A 23,330-nucleotide genomic window follows, 5' to 3' on the forward strand; every position below is an offset into this window, starting at 1 on the left:
TTACTTCGCCTCCTTCAATTCTTTAACACCGTCGCCTACGCCGCATACATAAAAATCACCTTTGAGATGGGTACGCGCTTCATATGCAGCGCCCACTTCACTTACAAAACGCTCGACATCATCTTCATGCACAAGTGATACGGTACAACCGCCAAATCCTGCGCCAGTCATTCGAGCACCAAGCGTGCCTGGAATCCGCTGAGCTTCTTCAACCATAACATCCAACTCATCACAGCTTACTTCGTACAAATCGCGAAGCGATTCATGAGAAGCGTTCATCAGCTTGCCGAAGGTTTCCAGATCGTTACCCTGCAATGCTTCGACCGATGCGAGCACACGAGCATTCTCTTCCACAACATGTTGTGCACGCTGTCTTACTTTCTCATCCTTGATCTGATCCTGTAGTGTTACGAACTGCTCTGGCGTCAATTGAGCCAGGTAATTCAGTGCAGGCAGCTGTTCCTTCAAGATGGCAAGTGCCTGCTCGCATTGGGAGCGACGTTCATTGTAAGCCGAATCCACCAGACCGCGGCGTTTGTTTGTGTTACCGATGACCAATTTGTATGAGCCTGTACGGAAAGGAACCTTTTCGTACTCCAGTGTGTCACACATCAGCAGGATCGCGTGATCCTGAGCACCGTTTGCAACAGCGAACTGATCCATGATTCCACAGTTGACGCCTACGAACTCATTTTCCGCTTTCTGGGACAGAAGCGCCAGTTGAACCGTGTCAATATCCGATACACCCTCCAGAGACTGAATCGCAAATCCGGTAAGTACCTCCAGAGATGCGGATGATGAAAGTCCTGCCCCGTTCGGAATCTCCCCGTGGTACAGGAAGTCGTAGCCTTTTGTTACATTCACACCTTTGCCTTGCAGTTCAACCATGACACCAACAGGATAGTCGGTCCATTCTCCGGTTTTTTCCTTACCGATGGAGGAAGTGTCTAGTCCCCCTTCATAAGACATGTTCGTGGAAGCCAGTTGCAACTTGTTGTCCTGACGCTCACGAATGATCAATGTTGTTCCGAATTCAAGTGCTGCCGGAAGCACGTATCCACCGTTATAGTCAATGTGCTCACCGATCAGATTCACACGCCCAGGGGCATGAAATACACGGATGTCCGCTCCACTCTCTCCGTACTTCTCAATAAACTTTTGTTTCAATTCAGTTATGTTCACTGCTGGTGCACCTCGCCTCGTTGTTGTGGTTTTCTTAATGTTATTATATAAGAAAGCGGTGCCTCTTGTAATGCAACCATGTGTGTTTCATATGGATAAATGTGACCTTAAGGCGTATAATGATCGGAGCATCCCGGAAAGAAGGAAACGACCATGTCAGATCAATTCAACGCCAAGAAAGAATCCCTTGCATCTTCTAACGAAAAAATACAGGAATCACCTTCCGGTAAAAGCGGAGCACTCAGTTATTCGGTTGCCTCCAATCCGGTCTATTATGAACAAGGCGCACTGCATGTCCTGTTTGCCGGGGCAAGCCAGACCCTTCCGGGTCACGCCCTCGGTCCTAAATTGTTTGATTATTATCTGCTGCATTATGTAGAAAAAGGGGCGGGTACGTTCCGTACCGAACTGCACACCTACGAGTTATCCGCAGGTGATTGTTTCCTCATTCATCCCGGGCAACTGGTAAGTTACCAGTCTCACGCCCGCAATCCATGGCAATACCGCTGGATCGCTTTTACGGGCAGCCAGGCTGCCCAGCATGCTGACGAGGCGGGATTCCGCCCGGAGAAGTCCGTTTTTCATGCCGGACCATCCTGTGGAATTTCCGATTGGTTATCCGTGATGCAGGATGCTTTTGCCGAGCGCAAAGAAAGCTCCCATTTCACATCACTGGGTACGTTATATATGATTCTAGCTGAAGCACAAAATCACCTTTCGCAGGGTCAAACCTTAATTCCCGGTGAATCCTCCATCCGACGTACGGTGAAACAGATGATTCAATATATGTCCACTCAATATGCCTATCCTGTCTCCATTGAACAAATGTCAGCGAGTCTTGGTTACAACCGTGCGTATCTATCCCGTATTTTCAAACAGGAAACCGGACTGTCACCGGTCACTTATCTGCTAAAACTTCGGATCGACAAGTCGCGCCAACTCCTGAGAGAACGTCCGGATCTGTCCATCGAACAGGTATCTGCATCGGTCGGACTGCCAGACGCGCTGTACTTCTCCAAACAGTTCAAACGATTTCACGGTGAAGCGCCCAGCTTGTATCGAGAGAAAATACTGTCCCGCCCACTACATCAGGGGTTACAGCAGAATGCTCAACAAAACAAACGGTGAGCAACATAACGGACGGAACCACGGACGACAAAAAAGGTGCATTCCGCCATTATGGCTAAGATGCACCTTTTGCACTTTATTTATTTGTCATCAGGCTCCGGAGACAGGATGGATTCAATCCGTTCCAATTCCTCTGTAGAGAAATCCAGCTGACTGAGCGCAGCCACATTCTCTTCAATCTGGGAAGGACGACTTGCGCCAATCAACGCGGATGTTACCCTGCCATTACGCAGCACCCATGAGAGTGAAAATTGGGCCAAACTCTGACCACGGGCTGCTGCAATCTGGTTCAGCGCCCGTACTTTGCGGAGCGTCTCTGGAGAAATGTTGTTTTCATTCAGGAATACCGATGGTCCTTTGGCACGTGAGTCTTCCGGGATACCATTCAAGTATTTGTTCGTGAGCACACCTTGTGCCAATGGACAGAATGCAATACTGCCGGTTCCATACTCATCCAGCACGTCCTGCAAACCATCTTCAATCCAGCGGTCCAGCAGCGAGTATTTCGGTTGATGGATTAACAGGGGTGTACCCAGACTTTTCAAAATTTCGGCAGCCTGTCTTGTCTGCTCTGCGGGATAGTTGGAGATCCCTACATAAAGGGCTTTGCCCGAGCGAACAATATGATCCAGTGCCATCATCGTTTCTTCCAAAGGCGTTTCGGGATCATAACGATGTGAATAGAAAATATCCACATAATCCAGGCCCATACGCTTCAAGCTCTGATTCAGACTGGATACCAGATTTTTGCGTGAACCCCACTCTCCATACGGCCCGGGCCACATATAATAACCCGCTTTGGTGGAGATCACCAGTTCATCACGATAAGGTTTCAGATCCTGGGCCAGTACCTGTCCAAATAACTGCTCTGCTGAACCTGCCGGTGGGCCATAATTGTTGGCAAGGTCAAAATGTGTAATGCCCAGATCAAATGATCGGGTAATCATATTACGGCCATTCTCAGCGTTATTGATACCGCCAAAATTATGCCACAGCCCCAGTGAAATCGCTGGCAGTTTCAAACCTGAACGTCCAACGCGGTTATATTTCATCGTTTCATAGCGAGTATCGCTTGCTACGTAGACCATTATGAATCCCTTCTTTCCCCAGGTTCCGCCTCTTGTGTCCGGTCTATGCCGGAGAATGCGGTTATTCAGTCCATCCGTTCAACCAAGAAGCTGGTCCACATTATTCATTACCTCACCAATCGGCTCTGTAATCAGCAAATCCGCCCTGCGGTCGTAAGCGGTAGGTGTAGCGTTGAGCAGAACGGTATGTTTTCCCTGAAAATACGTAATTAACTGAGCCGCTGGATATACCGTCAGTGAAGTGCCTCCCACGAGTAACAGATCTGCAGAAGACAGTGCATCAATGGAGCGGTACAATGTCGTCTGATCCAGTTCCTCTTCGTACAGCACCACATCCGGCTTGATCACACCACCACATGCGGTACAGCGAGGTACCGTATCTTGGGATTGTATAATATCATTCAGCGTATAAAACTGCTTGCAATCCATGCAGGCATTACGATGAACTGAGCCGTGAAGCTCAAAAACATTGCTGCTGCCTGCCTTCTGATGCAGTCCGTCGATATTTTGCGTGATCACTGCCTGAAGTTTTCCTTCCTGCTCCAGACGGGCCAATAGTCGATGGCACCCATTCGGTTCAGCATCTGGATGAAGCATTTTGCCTCGATAAAAATCATAAAAAATATCGGCGTGTTGATCAAAAAAATGTCGACTTAATAACTCTTCCGGTGGATAAGGCGAATGCTGCTCCGTCTGATACAGACCCGCAGCCGAGCGGAAGTCGGGAATCCCGCTTTCCGTTGAAGTTCCGGCCCCTCCGAAAAAAACAATCCGGGAGCTTGCCTGAATCCAGGCAGCCAGCTGTTCTGTTGCGTTCATCCTCTCTCCTCCTTTTGTTTACTATATAAATTGAACTAAAGAATATTTACACTGGCCACTCCGATGACAGAACAACCTTCCGATCGCTGTTATCCACAGATTTTTTTGATTCCTTTCTAAAGGGAAAAATCCGAGGATAAAGGCGAACACTCCGTTTCTTCAGGTTATTTCTGTCCTCTCCGTTTTGTGTAAATGTTGAGTTCAATTTATATCGTTCAACCAAGCCAGGGTGACTTATAAAATAACGCTTATCTCATTATAATGACGAATAATGGCATGGGCATCAACCAGGTGAGATCCTTGATCTAACTGCGGACAGTAACCGAGGGTATAGGATACCTCTGCGTGCCGCCCCATCTGCATATCCCCATTACTGTCTCCAATTACAACGGCCTCCGCAGGATCGATATGTAATTCACGGCAAGCCAGGAGTGCTGCTTCTCCATCCGGTTTGCCCTGGGTCACCCGATCACAGCCCACAATGGAGGTGAAAAAGGAACGAATCCCCATCCAATCCAGATGTGTTTCTGCTGCCGCTGTACTGTCTGAAGTGACGACTGCCAGCTGTATGTCTGCTGCCCTGCAACTGTCTAAGAAAGCAAGTAATCCTGGCATCGGTTCAGCTGATTTGCGCTCCCTTACCGATTTCATGGCCACACTTGAAAATTGGCGTATCGTTGTGATCGCTTCATTCCATGGTATGCCTGCTGCATACAGCTGGCCGGCAAGCAATCCCGTACATTCATCCACAGTCGCAATGGCCAATGGGCCTTGCGGATCATAGCCGACAATATGACCTTCTGCATTATGAATGGTGCCCAGGACGCGCTCCCGTTCAACCGTAAATGAAGCTCCAAGCTCATTCATACGTGATTGTAACTGACTCAGCAACGTCTCTGCCCATGGCCCCCATAGCTGGAGGAATTCCAGTAATGTTCCATCTTTATCGAACAGTATAGCTTTACATGGGATCTGCACTCCATACACTTGAAGCATGGTCATCCGTATCACCTCCATCAAGTTATGCTATACATGCATACAGCCCTTAATGCAGAATAATCAAAATCTATTTGATCGTACTTAACCAAGCCAGTACTGTCTTGACCGTCTGATTCAGTTGTTCTTCTCCACTCACTTCCGGCTCGCCATCTCCTTTTTGATGACCATAATCACCGAACTGGGCGTGGTTTCCACCTTCAATGGTGTAGTACACCGTCTCCACGGGCAAATACATACGTCCACTCTGATACTTGGTCATATTCACAACTTCATCTTTAGTACCCAAAATGGTTAAAGCAGGTATTCCCAGTGTCATTACACTCCCTTTTTCATCCGGGTAAGATGCCAAGAAGAAGATCCCATGAAGTGCATCTGGATGTGCGGCTACATAACGTGCAGCCATGGACCCACCGAGAGAATGTCCACCCATAACAAATTGTTCGTCCGGATAGGCGGCCAGAATCTCATCTGCCAAGTTTGGCTTAAGCACTGCCAGGTTAACTGGCATCTTGGCAATTATGGTGTGATGACCCGCAGCAGCCAGCTCATGCGCGAGTGGTGCATAACTTTCCGGTTTCACCAGCCCACCAGGGTAGAAAAGTATACTTTTTCCAATCGGTTTATCTGGCACAAAATCAATCCAGTTCTCTTGTTCGTTCACGGTCACCTTATTGGCTGTTTCCATGGCCGCTTGGGCTGTTTCCTGTGGACCGTATGGTGTGAATAATTTCCACGCAACAAATCCACATCCAATGACAATGAGCGCCAGAAGTACGAGCAGGAATTTCCCGATGCCCCTCTTCTTGCGCCCTGTATTATACCGATTTCTCAACGTTAATCACCTTTCTTCACTTCCGCAGGTGCCGCGGCTCACAGAATTGGGAGCCTTTGTCCATCAGGCTCCCCTTCTACGAATTGAAAAAATATTATTCAGCCTTGGCCTTGCGGTAAGCATCCATATATTGTTCCGCTTTGCGACGGACATGACTCAGGTCACCCGTCTTCACAGCTTCCGATGTCAAGTCGGAGCCGATCCCTACAGCCACTGCTCCACCCTTGATCCAATCACCCAGATTAGACAAGGATACCCCGCCAGTTGGCATGAAATTCGCCTGCGGCATAGGGCCCTTCATCGTTTTGATAATCGAAGGATCATACAGATTACCCGGGAACAACTTCACAATGTCCACGCCAAGTTCCAATGCGCGTTGAACGTCAGCAATCGTCATCACACCAGGCAGAATCGGAATTCGATACAGGTTGCAGATCTGAACCGTATCCGGATTCAGGGAAGGCCCAACTACAAACTCGGCACCCGACATGATGGCCGCTCTCGCCGTTTGCGGTTCAAGCACCGTTCCCGCACCAATAATCGCGAATTTCTCTGGATCTTGTGTGTTCCAATGATATACACGGCTTAATTTTTCAATGGCTTTGAGTGCACTGGGTACTGTCATCGTAATCTCGATAACTTTAATGCCACCCGCAATCGCTTGCTCGGCCATGGCAATGACTTGATCCGCAGAATCTGCACGCAGAACTGCAACAACCCCATTGTCCGTAATCTTTTGCAACAGCTGAAGCTTCTTCATTTCATTCTCTCCCTTGTCAATGTGGTGGTTGTGTATACAAGCCTTACATTTAAGAACGAAGATGAGCCATATATGATTTCAGCAGCGACTAACGCTCAACATGGGCAACGTTGTTCAGCTTGGCCTCGACCTGCCCCCACGTCGGGAGCGCCTCCCAATCGCCAACAGCCTGTATAACCATGGAACCGGTCAAATTGCCGAGACGGGTTGCTTCCTGCGGGGAGTATCCTTTTAATATACCCGATAAAAATCCCGCACAGAATCCATCTCCTGCTCCTACCGTATCCAGAACATTATCCGCCTTAAAGTACGGAACTTCCGTTAGGGTACCATTCGCCAATACGTAGGTCAAATCAGGGCCACCCTTCACGATGCACACAGCATTCATGGCAGATAAACGCTCAAGTACTTTTTGATCATTTTCTTCGTTATATAGAAGTTTCATCTCGTCCAGACCCGGTAAAAAGTAGTCCGCCAGTTCAGCTAAACGCAGTATAACCGGACGGGCCTCATCCGCAGACCATAGTTTGAGACGCAGATTTGGATCAAAGCTTACTTTCACACCTGCCTGTTTGGCAATATGTATGGCAGCCTCTACCGTAGCAAGTCCGGACGGGCTTATCGCTGCCGTTATACCCGTAACGTGCAATATCTTCGCCCCGGCAATATAATCAGGATCCAGATCATCAGGTGTGATCGCACTTGCAGCAGATAGCTTCCTATAATAATGCACCGAGGCTTTCCCGGAAGCGTTCTCACGAATCATCAAACCAGTTGGCTCGTGATCACTCAACCTTACCCGGGATACATCTACGCCTTCACCGCGAATGGCTTTCAGAATCATACTGCCGATCGGATCATTGCCCAAGCGTCCAAACCAACCACTGGTATGCCCCAGGCGGGATACGCCAATAGCCAGATTGCTCTCAGCACCCCCAAAAGACTTGTCCAGTGTGGCTGCATATTCCAGCCCTCTTGTATCCTTGGCAGTCAGCAAACCCATACTCTCCCCAAACGTAATAATTTCCGGGCTTGGATAGGGACTCGTTGACATGATTTCTTCCCTCCTTATAGTTACATTCCCTCATCTTCTTTTTCTATTGTCATCCTCTATGCAACCGTTGTCAATCCCGTTGCGTTCATTTTGTTGTCACAGCTTTGATAAAAGATAACGCTTACTAATGTGAATTAAATCACAATAGATAATGAACATCCATATTACCCTTATTACAGATGCAAATGACCTTGCAAACAGGGTCTATAAGGGGGCTACACCATGAAAAATCAGACACTGATCCGGGATGATCAGGAATCTTTCTTTTACAATCTGCGCTTTATGCTTATCGTCTGTGTCCTTGCTGGCAATGCACTTGAACCACTCATTACACGTTTTGCAGGAGCCGAAGCTCTGTTCCTGTGGATATATACGTTTCACATGCCGCTCTTTGTATGGGTAACCGGGTATTTTGCGACACACTCACTCCAAGGTGCATCTGGGCGAAACGTCCTGAAGCAGATTGCCCTGCAGTACGTACTGTTTCAGTCCTTATACGCATTGATGGACTTTACCGTATTCCATACACCCCATATGCGGCTATCCTTCTTTGCACCTTACTTGCTGTTATGGTTTCTCGCGAGTCATTTCTGTTGGCGACTGCTGCTTCGTCTGACGATTTCCTGGAAACCGACTTATCGGCTGATTGGATCGATTGCGATCGGTATAATTGCCGGGTATCTGCCCATCGACGGGTTCTGGCTCAGCTTCAGCCGTACGTTTGTATTTCTGCCGTTCTTTGTCATCGGTTATGACTATGGAGCAACCATCCGTTCACATTTATTATCCGGTTGGGGGCGAAAAACCGCAGCCATCCTCTCTGCTGCACTGTTGGTATGGATCGGGTATGGTGGTTTGAATATTTCATCCGGATGGTTACTCGGCAGCATGACGTACGCCGAACTGGGTCACCACGAATGGTATGCCGGCATCTTCCGACTTGGAGTCTACCTATTGGAGATCGCATCGGCAGCACTGTTCTTGGCCTGGGTACCTTCCTTGACTTCCAGACTGACGGACCTTGGACGACGCACACTCTATGTATTCCTGCTGCATGGGTTTCTCGTTCGTCTCGCGGTCTGGTCCGGAGTCTACAGTTATATGGGAAGCTCGGCGTATATTCCAGTCATACTTGTCATTGCCGTACTCTTCGCAGTCACCCTGGCTCTGCCGGCTGTACGTCACACGTTCAAACCCTTAATTGAACCGGATATATCCCGATTTTCTTTCCATCGACCTGAGGTGTTTAAACGGTCGGCCTAATGCTCTGACGGATCTCTTCACCATCCGTTCTATCCTGGTGTATTGTTTCAGGCTGGAAATAAGGTGGTAAATTAGGGATACGCGCTACAAAAAACAACTTATCGTTGTAAGGAGTGATTTGTAATGGCACGTCAACCGACGTCAGAACGCAAGATGAGCCGTGAGGAAGCTGGCAGATTAGGTGGTAAAGCCACTTCCAAGAACCATGATCGAAGCTTCTACCAGATGATTGGTAAAAAGGGTGGAGAAGCGACTTCAGATGCCCATGACACTGACTTTTACAAGCAGATTGGTCGCAAGGGCGGCGAAGCAACCTCCGAAACTCATAATAAGGAATTCTATCGTGAGATTGGACGCAAAGGTGGAAGCAACTAATGAATTCCGCTTGCCACATCGAAACATGATCATAGCTTTCCCGCAAATCAAGAAGTCTAATTCCATGAAAAAGGTTTTAGGCTTCTTTCTATTGATTGTAGAAATATGACGACGGTTGTGATAGACTCAATAGAAAAACCGGGTGTTCACGGGTTTAAAGCAGCAAAGAATTTCACAAACTACGGGGAGCTCGACACCGGCATGCCGGTCCTTTTTTTTAGAGTACGGATGAAATTAAACGACAGATGCACTGCCATTTACTTTTCCATTCATGTTGCTCAATATTATATATTTGGGGGGAATACACCATGTCAGCCAAGAAGATGCGTTCCGATATGATCAAAAAAGGTTTTGACCGTGCACCACACCGGAGTTTGCTCCGCGCAGCGGGCGTTAAAGAAGAGGATTTCGGCAAGCCGTTTATTGCCGTATGTAACTCATACATCGATATCGTGCCCGGCCACGTCCACCTTCAGGAATTCGGTAAAATTGTAAAGGATGCTATTCGTGAAGCCGGTGGCGTTCCGTTCGAATTCAACACTATCGGAGTAGATGATGGTATTGCCATGGGACACATTGGTATGCGTTACTCGCTGCCAAGCCGTGACATTATCGCGGATTCCGTGGAAACGGTTGTATCAGCTCACTGGTTCGACGGCATGGTATGTATCCCGAACTGCGATAAAATTACACCCGGCATGATGATGGGTGCACTCCGCTGTAATATCCCTACCGTGTTTGTCAGCGGTGGACCGATGAAAGCCGGTCGTGACAGCAATGGTAAAGCTCTGTCCTTGACCTCTGTATTTGAAGGCGTAGGTGCTTACCAAGCAGGTAAAATCGATGATAAGAGCTTGCTTGAACTTGAACAGTTCGGCTGTCCAACATGTGGATCATGTTCCGGTATGTTTACTGCAAACTCCATGAACTGTCTGGCTGAAGCGATGGGACTGGCTATGCCAGGTAACGGAACCATCCTGGCTGTTGCTCCTGAGCGTCGTGAGTTTGTTAAACAATCTGCTAAACAACTAATGGAACTTATTAAAATGGATCTGAAACCACGTGATATCGTTACTGTAGAAGCAATCGATAACGCGTTTGCACTGGATATGGCGATGGGTGGATCTACGAATACAGTACTGCACACGCTGGCACTGGCTCATGAAGCTGGCATCGAGTATCCAATCGAGCGCATCAATGAAGTAGCTAACCGCGTTCCGCATCTGGCGAAACTTGCACCTGCTTCCGATCTTCACATCGAAGACGTTCACAATGCAGGCGGCGTAAGCGCAGTGCTGAACGAATTGCTCAAAAAACCAGGCGCGATTCACGGTGACTGCATTACCGTAACGGGCAAAACGATCCGTGAGAACGTTGAAGGAAAAGAAATTCAGGATACAAATGTCATTCACCACCTGGATAACCCGCATTCCGAAAAAGGCGGCCTGGCTGTATTGTTTGGTAACCTTGCACCACAAGGCGCTATCATCAAGGTTGGTGCTGTTGATGCTTCGGTTGGCGGATACCACAAAGGTCCTGCCATCTGCTTTGACTCCCAGGAGCAAGCGCTCGAAGGCATTGCTAACGGCAAAGTAAAAGAAGGACATGTTGTTGTTATCCGTTATGAAGGACCAAAAGGCGGACCAGGTATGCCTGAGATGTTGGCTCCTACTTCCCAAATCGTAGGTATGGGGTTGGGTGCTAAAGTCGGTCTGATCACCGATGGACGCTTCTCTGGCGCATCCCGCGGAATCAGTATCGGACATATCTCTCCGGAAGCAGCTGAAGGTGGTCCAATCGCCTTTGTTGAAGAAGGAGACATCATCGAGCTGGATCTGAACAACCGTATCATCGAATTGCACATCAGTGACGAAGAGTTTGAACGTCGTCGTGCAGGTTGGAAAGGCTTTGAACCGAAAGTAAAAACCGGTTACCTGGCTCGTTATTCCAAACTGGTTACCAATGCAAGCAACGGTGGCGTACTGAGCATTTAATTCATTAATAAATAAAGGGTTGCTCTTCTGCCAAATCTGGCGAAGGGCAACCCTTTTCTTTTGCTGGTTGGTGTGATCAGTCCGTTTAGTGCCGCTCTGGCAGTATCTCTTGTTCAATTAACAACGATTCATCTCTGGATTCTTCTACCGTTGCTGCCACCTGCATCATATGTTGACCGTAACGTTCCAACAGCAGATCCAGCGGCATGGCAATCATCTTGGGTACCAGTTGGTCTGTACGCTGTTTTAGTCGTTTGGTTCCTGCCGGGTGGATTACACTTAACAGCAGCTTCAAGTATACTTTGGATGCAGCACTGAACGGTCCAGGAGGCAATTCTTGTATGGTAAATCCGAATTTTTCTGGGCCTCTATTAATCATGCTCACACCGTATATCGCCTTGGCAGAGCGTAACTCAGGTTCGAGTGCCACCATGCGTGCCAGATCCGGCAATTGCTGTTCCATGGTCCGAATCATGCGAATAGCCAAATGCATACTGGAACGTGATGTCACTCCAAGTTCAAACAATTTCTGATTGTCAAAATGCAGTTCGATCACCGGATCTCCATTTTGAATAACATGGCCGTCATTCATCTCTATCCGCGCTCCGTGATATACACGTGATCTGAAGTGCAGCATGGGGTCCTCTGGCGAAGCCGTCCGCAGATGATATACCCAGTGAAACAACTTCTCCCAACCCAGCCACAAGGCCACAACGAGCCGCTTCCATAACTTCAGTGGTGTCTGTAATTGCGTTTTGTTCTGAGATTCGCTCACTGTGATACCTCCCATCAACGTATCAACGCGTACGCTTTGCAGGCCTAGCCGTTCAGCTTCCTGCAAGACGACTTCCAGCGCCTGAAGCATCTGCTCCGGCGCGTGTGCATCAGCACCAAGGGTCGTTCCTCGATCATGCAGCAGCATGACCTCTCCGCCTCTCAGTTCCTTCAGCATCCGTTCGGTCAATCTCTGGGCACCTACTCGGCTTCTCCAGTCCTCAAACATGGAAGACCACAGTACAATCTTTCGTTCTTTCTTACTGAAAAAATCAAACAGATTCATAATCCCCCACGGTGGACGATAATAACAAGTTTTCACGCCGGTTACTTCATGGATAATCTGACCTGTTCGCTGAATCTGATCACGAACAGTACGTGGCCGCATGAGCCAGTTCGTCTTGTGAATATAATTATGAATGCCAATAAGATGACCCTCGTCATGTATGCGTTGTATGAGTTCAGGATGACTCGCAGCATGTTCTCCAACGACAAAAAATGTGGCTTTTGCTTGATGCTGACGAAGCAGATCGAGCAGTCTTGGCGTATAGTGTGGATCTGGCCCATCATCAAACGTTAATGCAAATTGTGTATCACTTCTTCCCCGTCGAAATACACGAAAACCAAAAAGCCTGCTGATCAAACTTGGAATAAAGGCGTAAAAAGATGAAAGATACAATAACCACAGTAGAATACTCTGAAGTATCATTGTCATGTTGCAAGCTCCCCACTTCTCCTGCTGAATTACGGTGCACGATGGCACTATCTAAAATAAACCGCCTTTAATTTTATCATAGTTCAGACTTTTCTTGAATCCTGTTTTCCCAAAAAGATAGCTATCGTGTACAATAAATACAATCTAATTATTGCCATCAAAGGAGCCATGTCCATGTTACCGCTTTACAAAAAATACGGGCGAACTGTCTTTGACATCGCATTGCTCATATTAACCGTGTATGTGATCATGTACAGTTTCAGTCAATTATACCAAGTGGCTGCACCAGTCTTTCTATCATTCATCGTGTATTGGATGATTGAACCGCTGGCCAAATTTTTACATCGCAAAGGAATGCCCAAGACGCTTGGAGCCGCCATCTCCGTCTTGTTGTTTCTTGCATTGATTGTCGCTGCCTTTTTTGGTGTGGGCTTAATTATCATTTCACAAATTTCCAATCTGCAAGATAATTTCCCCGTATACATTGAGATGATACAACGTGAATTCACCAATCTGGTGTTATTCATTCAGGACAAGTCAGATGCTCTCCCTGATGGAGTTATGGAAAAAGCGAATGATTATTTTGCAACACTGACCGGATTCCTGTCCAAATGGGTAACTAGCGGCGCGCAATTCGTCGTAGGTTTCCTCAGTTCATTCTCTTCTTTTATTACGAACTTCGGAATTGCGATTATTCTGGCATTTTTCCTGAGTATCGAGATTGAGTCCTGGCGCAAGTTCGCCCGTGCGAAAACGCCCAAAACATTAAAGTTAGCTATTGAATTCATGCGTAATCACGTGTTCAAGACAATCCGCTCGTATCTGAAGGCACAGATGATCATGATGCTCATTACGTTTGTATTGATTTATGCAGGTTTGTTGATTTTGGGAACCTCTAACGCCTTTACCATTGCAGCAGTCTGTGCGGTTTTTGATCTGGTACCATTGCTTGGCGTTCCTGTTGTGTTTATTCCATGGATCGTCTACTTATTCATTATTGGCAATAGCAGCCTGGCGATTGGCCTGATTGTGATTCTGGCAGTGACGATGCTGACAAGACAATTGCTGGAACCGAAAATATCGGGTAATTCGATTGGTGTATCTTCGGCGTACTTGATGCTTTCGTTTATGCTGATCTCCCTTTCGATCTTTGGCCTGGCTGGTGTAGTGTTATCTCCAGTGCTCCTGATCCTTCTGAAAGAACTGTTACAACAAGGGTACCTCCAAAAGTGGATTCACCTGCCAAAAGATGAATTTGAATCCTCTCCATTGGTCATGGACCCACCGGTTAGTAAGGCCTCAGCGAATTTTGCCGAGTCTACTGTACAACGTCCCGTTTCTGCGAAGGATCATGAGGACTCAGCCAAATAGTCCATCACCTTCCTGAATAGAGCCGTCGCTTGATGTTGGCTGTCAGGAGAGACATTTTGAACAAGAACAGCTACAGCATATTGGGGTTGTTCTACCGGTCCATAACCAATGAACCATTGATTATTGCGCTTCTCTCCATGTTTCTGTATCTGAGCTGTACCTGATTTCCCTGCAACATGCCACCGTGCACGCTGCAGGGATTTTCCTGTTCCCTCACGTACTACCTTATTCATCCATGATAACAGTTTATGCGCTGTTGCGGGAGCAATCTGTCCTGATGTTGAAGGTGAATCATGCAAGGGCATTTCCAGCATGGTACCACCATCCGCATATCGGATGCGCTTAACGAGACGTGGTGCACTAACCTTTCCATCATGTAACAGTGTAACGATCAGATTGGCAGCTTGCAGCGGTGTGACCAAGACATCGCGCTGGCCGATTGCTGTCTGTATTTTCGCACCTTCATCAGCAGAAGAAACAGTCTCTGTTCTCACACGACCGTGATCCTCATGATCAAAGTGTCGTAACACGGGCATTCCTGCCATCTGCTTCCCCTCCCAGCCAATCGGACGCGCGAGTCCCAGACGATCAGCCGTGTTCTCCAGTTGCTCCATACTAAGCCTGCGCGCCGTTTCCGCGAATACGATGTTGCAAGACTCCGCGAATCCTTGCTCCAGATTCAGGTCTCCATGCCCATGCTCCTTCCAGCAAGACAGCCCATATCTTCCGTACTCACCACCGCAATGGAATTCTTCTCCGCTAGAAACCGCATGATACTCCAAAGCAGCAGCCGCAGTGACAACTTTGAAAATGGAACCCGGTACGGCTCCCTCTACTGCACGATTACCCCAGGCCGATTGCTTGGGGTTCACATGTTGTGGCTGATAGAAAGGGCGGGAGATCATGGCGCGAACATCTGCATTAGCGGCATCTAACACAACCACGGCCCCTTCTTGTAATCCTGATTCTTGCGTCAACTCCTCCAACCCACGCTGTAACTCAGCATCCACTGTGGTTTCTACACGTAAAGGATAATGGCTATTGGCTGGTGCAATGACATGTGGCTGAACATCGGGGATAATCTCTCCACCACCCGAAACCATGCGTGATACAAGCGTAGGGCCAATTCCCCTTAACAGGGGTTCAAGTGTCCTCTCCAGTCCAGCTGCCCCTGATTTCATAGCAAATGGCTGTTTTACTTCATCCTGATGCCCAGTTATAACCTTGGAGGACTCAGGCTGTTCAGACAGATAACCCATCCACTGCATCCCTGTATGCCCCTGAAGATACCTTGTCATCATCGGATAGATGCCAGCTCCTTGCAGCTGCAAACTACGTAGGCGCTCCACCTGAGCAGACGTCAAATGAACAGGCTGATGTGTACCTGCTGTCCAGAAATGAGGTACATTTTCCTGATTCCATTCCTTCTTCAATTGATCCAGATCGGTATGTAATATAGCTGCCAACTGTATCATCTCGGAGCCTTCTAATGTCCCATGCTTGCGTAATGTCTCTAATGGTCCTGCCTGTGGAAAAAGAATCAATCCCCATTGCAGCTTACCAGTCAACGCTTCACCCTTGTAATCCGTAAATTGTCCCCGCCCCGGGTCAAGCATCACCCCGCGTTCACGCTGCAATACAGACATTTCACGTACCGTTCGGTGAAATCCGGGCATCGTCTGATTCACCTGAACAATCTGGACCCAACCCAATCGTAATATAAGCATTCCAAAGACAAGAGTTAGAAGAATACAAGTTATATAGATTCGCCGTTTCGCAAGGAGATACATCCCAATCTCACCTTTTGTCGTTTTGATCATATTATTGCTGATATGACTTGGAATTATCCGGTAAACAAAAAAGAAAACCTGTCCCATGTGCGGGACAGGTTCTCCACATTTCAACCTTGGCTTTTTACACCGTAAAGCGTGACAAGGTTTCTTTCAGTTCAGTAGACACATTCTCCAGTTTGCCAGACAGATTGACCAGCTGGTTACTGATATTTTGCTGTTCACTGCTCAAGGAAGCTACTTCTTGGGACGTTGCAGAAGATTCTTCAGCTACAGCGCTGACATTACTCATTGCTTCAGACAACGTACCTTGAGATTTATTTAAATCTCCAATAGAACCTGTCACCATGCCCAGACGTTCCACAAATGCACCCATCTGTTCCTGTACGGAAGCAAAGATGACGTTGGTGTCTTTAACCGCATCCATCTGTTCCTTGAATAACGGATAAGCTGCAGACAAAGCATCCACGGTCTCATTCATTTCAGTCATGATTTTGTCTGTTATCTCTCCAACCATCTCAATGGATTGTCTGGATTGAGCCGCAAGTTGACGAACCTCATCTGCCACCACCATGAATCCGCGTCCGGCTGCACCGGCACGTGCTGCTTCAATGGTCGCATTCAGGGAAAGGATATTGGTCTGTTTCGTTATGTTTTGCAGTACTTCAAGCACTTTCAGAACAGAGGACGTGCTCTCTTTCAGCGAATCAACCTTATTCACCAGTGCACCAATCATTTCTTCTGTCTTCTGGGTTTTGGTCATCAACTGATTCAGATGTTGTGTTCCTGTCTGACTGGACTTCTCTACATGACGAGCAGAATCACCCATCTGTTCATTAGCAGCGATTACACTCTGCATCTGACGAGAGATATTGTCAGTTAATTCATTACCACGTTCCGCTTCGGTTGCCAAACTGCCTGCACCGCCTGCGATCTCCTCTGTAGCTACGGCGATCTCCGAAGCAGATACAGCCGTTTTCTTGGATGCACTGCTCAGCTCAGAGGCCGTATCCAATACTTCCTGCGCAGAACGATTGGTTTGTTCAACCAGCTTAGTAATCTGCTCCATCATCAGATTGAAGGCGGTCGAGAGCTGACCAATTTCATCCTTGGAGCTATAAGGTGTACGAACTTTAAGATTACCTTTCGCACCTTCCTGCATCAGGTCTTTCAATTTGCCGAGTGGACGAGCGATCATACGCACCATCCAGATCCCGATCAATACGGCAATCCCCGCATCAATCAGCGCCATCCACAAGGTCAGGGTTAGAATGCCCTTTGCATCCTGGACCAAAACAGAGGTAGGTATCATACCAACCAGTTTCCAATTGGATGTATCCATCGTACTGTATACAGCCAGCATTTCCGTAGATTTGCCATCTACCGTATACTCCGTATTCGTGCTACCTGCTGGTTCGGTCAACTCTTTGACAAATGCAAGCTCTGTATCTTGTCCCGTACGATCCGAGATTGAGGATGCAACCACTTTATTATCCGGAGCAATCAGTTGAAGAATAGCTCCTGGCCCCAGATCAAGCGATTTCAATTGTTCCTCCAGAACTTCCAGTTTCAGTTCAATAACCAGAACATACGACTGGGTCGTTCCCTGCAGGTTTTTCATTGAACGTGCAATTTTAAACGTTGGGGTTGAGCCATCTTCCTTGACCTCAGTTGGAAGCCAGCGATAACCGCCCACCTCAATCAACTCACTGTACCATGCTTCTTGGCGAATGTTGCCCATGGATGAACTGTTACTACCTGTACCCATAATGGACTTTGTATCGTCCGTAGGTACCAAATAAATCGCTTCCATAGATTTATTTGTAAATGCAACATTGGATAATTGCTTGTTGATTGAACTTGAGTTTATGAATGTATCATACGCAGTCAGATTTTGATCTGACATTTTTTGTAGCAAGGACTGCATTTCAGGATCAAAGAAAATCTGTGTGGATGTATCCACAAATCTCTCCAAAATAATGTCCATTTTTTGTTTGGTCTGATCAATGGTCTCCTGATTGGCACGTGAGGCATTTTTCTCTATCGTACCCTTGGCTTTTGAATAGGATAATAGACCTAAACTCACTACAAAAATCATAATTCCCGCAAAAAAGATCAAGAACAGTTTAACCCCTACGGATTTAACCGGATTTGCCTTCTTAATCTGTTGGAAAGAAGAACCTCCAAGGTTTTTCCAATCCCGGTTTTTAAATTGTTTCTTCACCCAATCAGTCTTGATCCAGCCCAGCTTGAGCTTGCTGCGGTCAATCTTAAACAATCTTTTGCCAGTGCCTGTTGTTTTGCTTTTGACTACTTTTTCTTTCTTCACTTTCTGAACCTTCTCAGGATTAACCTGCTCGGCTTTTGTCACTTGCTCCCCACTGTCTTTCTGCTTCTTTTGAACCAATCCCATTCACCTGCCAGTAATTTACTTGTTGGATTTTTCTTTCTCTCCCCTATAAATATGTAGTATTCGACAGCTTTCTTCGTTCCCCTTTCACTTCCCAGAAATATTTTACAACTTTATTCCTATTTTTCTATAAAAAAAAGACCCCCATCTGCCGATAAACGGAGGTCCCCAAGTAAATTTCATAACACTATTTTGTTAAATCATAATACAATATTGACACATCGTAGGTATTTGAGCCTACTTCTTTTTTCTCATCATATCGAAGTACGAAACCGGTTGGTCTACCTTCATTTTAATCAGCTGCAACGGGTGACGAGCAGCATCCAGAACATTGCCTTCTTCATCCTGTATTTCACCGACGACCTGTTTGAAAAAGTGACCTCCCGGACCGAAAAATTCGATTTCCTGTCCTGGTTTGAAGTGATTGCGCTGTTGAATGGTTGCCATTCCTGTTTCAGCATCATACCCCATGACCAAGCCAGCGAAGTCAAAAGGTACAGCCTTTTCTTCCGGTTCATAGATATGATCTTCATGGTCTGGTGTATCATAGAAAAATCCGGTATTCAGCGGGCGATTCGCCGCTTTGTTCATTTCTTCAACCCATTCAGGTTTCAGAACATAATTTTCCGGGTCTGCCATATAGGAATCAATAGCTTGACGGTAGACGTTAACCACAGTTGCCACGTAGTGGATCGATTTCATACGTCCTTCAATCTTGAAACTGTCCACTCCCACATCAATCAACTCGGGAATATGGCCAATCATGCACAGATCCTTTGATCCCATGGAGAATGAATTATCCTGTTCCTCGAACAGGGGAAGCTGGTTCTCACCCAGTTTGAATGTCGCAGGGGCCTTCATCTGCATGTCCTCTTCGCTGACCCACACCGTATCTTCTCTCGCATCCTCGAACAGATCATACTTCCAGCGGCAAGACTGGCAACAGCCGCCCCGGTTGGAGTCCCGATCCGTAAAGTGATTGGAGAGCACACAACGTCCGGAATACGAGGAACACATCGCCCCATGAATAAAGGCTTCAATTTCGATATCCACATTGGCCTTGATCTCTTCAATCTCTTCAAAGCTGGTCTCACGTCCGAGAACAACACGTGGAAGTCCTTCATCTTTCCAGAACTTCACGGCTTGCCAGTTGAGTGTGGATTGTTGAGTACTTAGGTGTACCTCAAGGCCTGGCACAGCACGAAGGGCTACTTCAATGATAGCCGGATCGGCTACGATGATCGCAGAGATCCCCGCATTATAGAGGTTTTGCAGGTATGTTTCGATCCCCTCAACATCCTCATTATGTGCATAGATGTTTGTCGCTACGAACACCTTGGCTCCATACTTTTTGGCAAACTCCACACCTTCACGCATCTCTTCAAAGCTAAAGTTATCCGCGTTGGAACGCAGTCCATAGGCCTGTCCACCGATATATACGGCATCTGCACCGTAATGGATTGCAAATTTCAGTTTTTCCAGATTACCCGCCGGAGCTAGCAGCTCCGGTTTGTCCAGACGGTTACGTTTCCCCGAAAACTTCCGCTGTACCGCCACTGTTTCCATTCTGTTCACCTCGTCTATTAATACACTTGTTCTTTATAGAAAAATCCAAACGACAATTCACGTTCAGGGTCCTGTAACTTCCGCACCTCAGCGAGCCACTCTTCAGAGAACGCATATGCATCAGCATCGGCTACATAACTGTCAATCGCTGTCCGATATGCACGTACAACAGCTTCATTGTAGGTGAGTGATTTTAACATACCTTCAATTTTGAAACTGTGCACACCCGCCTCCATCAACAGATGAAGATCTTCGAGGATACATATATCCTCAGAGCTCATAATGTGTGTACCGTTAATATCCTCGTAGATCGGGAATTTCTCATCCCGACGTTCAGCCTCGATCAGGAACAATCCCCGCTCTTTCCCCAGATGTCCCTCAACCGGCCGCCCTTGATGAGCCATATAACTTTGCACCAGACTGCGCTTGGAATGATAAATATTCGTCATGCCATGCACCTGAACCTGAGCTTCCACTTTCAGAAAAGGGACCATTTCCGTCAACTCGTCCATATTCAACTCACGGGCAAGCACAACACGACTAGCTCCCTTGGTTCCCCAATAGTTGGCCGTCGCATAGTTCGTTGAAGTCATCTCCGCATTCCAGTGCAGCTTCACATGTGGCGCGTATTCCTTCATGGTAGCCAGCACGGATGGATCATTAAACTCCACACCATCAATACCGATTCTGCCAAGTGCTTGGACATATTCAGGCAATTCTTTCAACAGTTCGTTGGACATCAGATTAGTCATGGATACATACACACGCGCCTGATGTTTGGCTGCAATGGCAACCACCTCTGCTGTCTCTTCCACGCTAAAGCTGCCTGGAAGACGCATGCCGAATCGATCATCTCCAATGACCAGAGCATCTGCTCCCGCTTGGAGAAGCACTTCTGCCTCTTTCACATTCGCTGCTGTAACGAGCAGTTCATGTTTCTTACTCATATAATCCCCTCCGCTTATTGCGCAGCCTTACTTTTGGCTATATTTTGCTGGTGTTCCTTATACGTTTTGGCAAATAGATGTCCAGACGAGCCATCCTTTTTTGTCACATAGAACAGATACTCCGAAGCTTCCGGATTTAGCGCTGCCTCAATGGACGGAAGACTTGGACTGGCAATTGGACCTGGTGGCAAGCCTTTGTTCAGATACGTATTATAGGGACTTTTCACCTTTAGATCCTTGAAAAACAATCGCTCCTTCGGTCTGTCGAGCAGATATTGCACGGTAGCATCAATCTCCAACTTCATATCCTGATTGATCCGATTGTAGATTACACCTGCAACCAGAGCACGTTCCTCGTCCACTACAACTTCTTTCTCCACGAGTGACGCAATCGTCAGCAGTTCATGCAGGGAAAGGTTCTTTTCCTGGAGCTTGGCTTTCAAATCAGGAATGGAATTAATCTTGGTCTGGAATTCTTCCAGCATCCGTTGCATCACATCATGCGTGGAACTTCCCTTTTTCAGCTCATACGTCTCCGGGAACAGATACCCTTCCAATACGTAGCGAAGTTCTTCATCCACTGGAATATCTTTGATGATATCTACATCAAAGGCCGAAGGATCATTGGCCAGCTTGATGAATTCATCCCGATCTACAACATGCTCATAAGAAAGCTTACCCGCCATTTGCAGAACGTTATAACCCTCCGGAATCGTAAATTTCACCATTTCTTCCGGTACAACTTCGCCACTCCTCAGCTTGCTAACAATCTCATCATATGTCACGCCAGGATTCATTGAATATGTACCCGCCATGAAATTAGAACCTAGTTTCTTCCACTTTAAATACCCTTTGAAGGTTAACCCGCTTCGGATGAGGCCTTCTTCTTGAAGCTGATCCGCGATTTTCGAAGTTCCCGATCCGCTCTTAATCTCGAATACGACCGGTTCTGTAGAAACTTCCACAGGACGCATCATACTCCACACGTAACCGCCTGCGCCTCCGACAAGAACTACAATGATAAGCAGTATGACTACAATTGCTTTCCCTTTCAAAAAAGAAACAACTCCTTTACACAACCAAAAAGAGCGGACTTCTCCGCCCTCCCGGTTTCTTCAATTTGAAGCTGATTTAATCTTCGTCAATGGGGAGTGTACACTCATCATACAGTTCCGAGATGTTCTCCCACTCATCATCATCGTCGATCGTAACTAACTCTGGCATGATCTGGTCTTCACTTCCAGGTGATACCCGCAGAAGTTCAACCTCGTCATAAGGTCGCAACGAACTGCGGAGCACCGCGTACTGCTGACCGTTCACTTCGAACTCAGCCAACAAGTCATACGGTTGTGATTTACCGTTCTCTTCCTCGAGCTCAACATGAGCACCGAATGCCAGACGCAGTGAATCTGTCCATTTCAGGTCTTTGCGGCTATATTCCGTCATTTAGTTCGCTTCCTCTTCATCTTCAGCAAGAAATGTATTAAACGTCTCCTCAACGATATCCCATTCGGCATCATCTTGGATGACGAAAAGTTTAATATCGTCGCCCTCTTCTTCATAACGGAATGCATATACATCCGTTTCGCCATCTTCAGGTTCAACCGGAGCAACCATCATGTACTTGGCCTCCGAACCATCTACTTCAAACTTCATGATGACTTCGAATTCCTCTTCATTACCCTCGTCATCCGCAATGTAAATAATTTCCGCTTCTTCTTCCATACCCAGTTGATCTTCAGCCATTGTTGATCCCCCTCACCTTCTACTATTGGCATCCAAATAATTTTGCAAAATCAAGCTTGCGGCCATTTTGTCCACAACCTGTTTGCGTTTTTTCCGACTGACATCCGCTTCAATCAGCGTACGTTCTGCTGCCATGGTTGTCAGCCGTTCATCCCAAAGGTGAACAGGTAAATTCAGTTCATCCCGCAGGCGATCGGCAAAAGCAATGCATATCTCACCGCGCGGTCCTACGGTGCCGTTCATGTTTTTGGGAAGTCCGACTACGATCTCACTAATCTCATGCTCACGCACAAGTTCGGCAATCCGAGCGAACTCGCCTTCATCACGGCGGCGTTCTAGCACTTCCAATCCCTGGGCAGTCCAACCGAAGGCGTCACTCGCGGCAACTCCGATTCTTCGGTCCCCATAGTCCAAACCTAATATTTTCATCCATGCTCTCCCATCCTGGGGCCTGCTCAGGTCGATTACAAATAATCGCCTTCTCAAGCTTCAGGCTGTCTTCTGTCGGTTCATTTCC

Annotated in this window: 20 protein-coding genes and 1 pseudogene; 5 read left to right on the forward strand and 16 right to left on the reverse strand. The window is 47.2% G+C overall.

Annotated features, from left to right (window positions below):
• On the reverse strand, nt 1-1,182 hold the full coding sequence (locus MKZ13_RS23850; RefSeq protein WP_221824726.1) for a galactokinase: 1,182 nt from the start codon (nt 1,180-1,182) through the stop codon (nt 1-3).
• 153 nt (nt 1,183-1,335) lie between these two features.
• On the opposite strand from MKZ13_RS23850, the gene MKZ13_RS23855 reads away from it, so the two are divergent.
• Entirely contained in the window at nt 1,336-2,310 is a 975-nt protein-coding gene (locus MKZ13_RS23855) for an AraC family transcriptional regulator (RefSeq protein ID WP_339178756.1), read from the forward strand.
• An 80-nt stretch (nt 2,311-2,390) separates the two neighbouring features.
• Here the strand turns inward: MKZ13_RS23855 and mgrA are convergent, their stop codons facing one another.
• The 6 genes from mgrA to MKZ13_RS23885 form a co-directional block, all read right to left on the reverse strand.
• Complete coding sequence (gene mgrA, locus MKZ13_RS23860) at nt 2,391-3,398, reverse strand: L-glyceraldehyde 3-phosphate reductase (RefSeq protein WP_036674510.1); 1,008 nt, start codon at nt 3,396-3,398, stop codon at nt 2,391-2,393.
• A 78-nt stretch (nt 3,399-3,476) separates the two neighbouring features.
• Entirely contained in the window at nt 3,477-4,217 is a 741-nt protein-coding gene (locus MKZ13_RS23865; RefSeq protein ID WP_339178759.1) for an NAD-dependent protein deacylase, read from the reverse strand.
• Nucleotides 4,218-4,451: 234 nt separating this feature from the next.
• Nucleotides 4,452-5,219 carry an HAD family hydrolase gene (locus MKZ13_RS23870; protein WP_339178762.1) on the reverse strand — a complete coding sequence of 256 codons (768 nt, stop codon included), beginning with the start codon at nt 5,217-5,219 and terminating at the stop codon, nt 4,452-4,454.
• A 64-nt stretch (nt 5,220-5,283) separates the two neighbouring features.
• Nucleotides 5,284-6,048 (reverse strand): alpha/beta fold hydrolase, encoded by a 765-nt coding sequence (locus tag MKZ13_RS23875; RefSeq protein WP_339178766.1) that lies wholly within the window; start codon nt 6,046-6,048, stop codon nt 5,284-5,286.
• A 94-nt stretch (nt 6,049-6,142) separates the two neighbouring features.
• Nucleotides 6,143-6,808, reverse strand: coding sequence for a bifunctional 2-keto-4-hydroxyglutarate aldolase/2-keto-3-deoxy-6-phosphogluconate aldolase (locus MKZ13_RS23880; RefSeq protein ID WP_017686833.1), 666 nt, complete (start codon nt 6,806-6,808; stop codon nt 6,143-6,145).
• An 88-nt stretch (nt 6,809-6,896) separates the two neighbouring features.
• A complete protein-coding gene (locus MKZ13_RS23885) occupies nt 6,897-7,862 on the reverse strand; it encodes a sugar kinase (protein WP_339178769.1) in 966 nt (321 codons plus the stop codon).
• A 222-nt stretch (nt 7,863-8,084) separates the two neighbouring features.
• On the opposite strand from MKZ13_RS23885, the gene MKZ13_RS23890 reads away from it, so the two are divergent.
• The 3 genes and pseudogenes from MKZ13_RS23890 to ilvD all read left to right on the forward strand — a co-directional run bounded on the left by MKZ13_RS23890 (nt 8,085) and on the right by ilvD (nt 11,494).
• Nucleotides 8,085-9,125, forward strand: coding sequence for a fucose 4-O-acetylase (locus MKZ13_RS23890; RefSeq protein ID WP_339178772.1), 1,041 nt, complete (start codon nt 8,085-8,087; stop codon nt 9,123-9,125).
• 123 nt (nt 9,126-9,248) lie between these two features.
• Nucleotides 9,249-9,491: pseudogene (locus MKZ13_RS23895) on the forward strand (general stress protein); the annotation flags it as partial.
• Between the two features lie 317 nt (nt 9,492-9,808).
• Nucleotides 9,809-11,494: a dihydroxy-acid dehydratase gene (ilvD, locus tag MKZ13_RS23900; protein WP_074096200.1), complete on the forward strand. Its 1,686-nt coding sequence runs from the start codon at nt 9,809-9,811 to the stop codon at nt 11,492-11,494.
• A gap of 85 nt (nt 11,495-11,579) precedes the next feature.
• On the opposite strand, the gene MKZ13_RS23905 is transcribed toward ilvD, so the two are convergent.
• Nucleotides 11,580-12,983, reverse strand: a complete 1,404-nt coding sequence (locus MKZ13_RS23905) for a polysaccharide deacetylase family protein (RefSeq protein WP_339178773.1) — start codon at nt 12,981-12,983, stop codon at nt 11,580-11,582.
• Nucleotides 12,984-13,157: 174 nt separating this feature from the next.
• Here MKZ13_RS23905 and MKZ13_RS23910 point away from each other — a divergent pair, with 174 nt between their 5' ends.
• Entirely contained in the window at nt 13,158-14,354 is a 1,197-nt protein-coding gene (locus tag MKZ13_RS23910; protein ID WP_339178776.1) for an AI-2E family transporter, read from the forward strand.
• Here the strand turns inward: MKZ13_RS23910 and MKZ13_RS23915 are convergent.
• The 8 genes from MKZ13_RS23915 to ruvX all read right to left on the reverse strand — a co-directional run bounded on the left by MKZ13_RS23915 (nt 14,333) and on the right by ruvX (nt 23,242).
• Nucleotides 14,333-16,174: a penicillin-binding protein 2 gene (locus tag MKZ13_RS23915; protein WP_339178778.1), complete on the reverse strand. Its 1,842-nt coding sequence runs from the start codon at nt 16,172-16,174 to the stop codon at nt 14,333-14,335. The genes MKZ13_RS23910 and MKZ13_RS23915 overlap by 22 nt on opposite strands.
• 94 nt (nt 16,175-16,268) lie before the next feature.
• Entirely contained in the window at nt 16,269-18,557 is a 2,289-nt protein-coding gene (locus MKZ13_RS23920; protein ID WP_339178779.1) for a methyl-accepting chemotaxis protein, read from the reverse strand.
• A 234-nt stretch (nt 18,558-18,791) separates the two neighbouring features.
• Entirely contained in the window at nt 18,792-20,120 is a 1,329-nt protein-coding gene (locus MKZ13_RS23925) for a U32 family peptidase (protein WP_221824739.1), read from the reverse strand.
• Nucleotides 20,121-20,137: 17 nt separating this feature from the next.
• Complete coding sequence (locus MKZ13_RS23930) at nt 20,138-21,067, reverse strand: peptidase U32 family protein (RefSeq protein WP_036616959.1); 930 nt, start codon at nt 21,065-21,067, stop codon at nt 20,138-20,140.
• Nucleotides 21,068-21,081: 14 nt separating this feature from the next.
• Nucleotides 21,082-22,122, reverse strand: coding sequence for an endolytic transglycosylase MltG (mltG, locus tag MKZ13_RS23935; protein ID WP_339178782.1), 1,041 nt, complete (start codon nt 22,120-22,122; stop codon nt 21,082-21,084).
• 76 nt (nt 22,123-22,198) lie between these two features.
• Nucleotides 22,199-22,513, reverse strand: a complete 315-nt coding sequence (locus tag MKZ13_RS23940; RefSeq protein ID WP_047844066.1) for a DUF1292 domain-containing protein — start codon at nt 22,511-22,513, stop codon at nt 22,199-22,201.
• Nucleotides 22,514-22,813 carry a DUF1292 domain-containing protein gene (locus MKZ13_RS23945; RefSeq protein WP_017686820.1) on the reverse strand — a complete coding sequence of 100 codons (300 nt, stop codon included), beginning with the start codon at nt 22,811-22,813 and terminating at the stop codon, nt 22,514-22,516.
• 12 nt (nt 22,814-22,825) lie between these two features.
• On the reverse strand, nt 22,826-23,242 hold the full coding sequence (gene ruvX, locus MKZ13_RS23950) for a Holliday junction resolvase RuvX (protein WP_036616953.1): 417 nt from the start codon (nt 23,240-23,242) through the stop codon (nt 22,826-22,828).
• Nucleotides 23,243-23,330: the final 88 nt, after the last annotated feature.

The organism is Paenibacillus sp. FSL R5-0701 (assembly GCF_037973995.1).
Lineage (GTDB): Bacteria > Bacillota > Bacilli > Paenibacillales > Paenibacillaceae > Paenibacillus.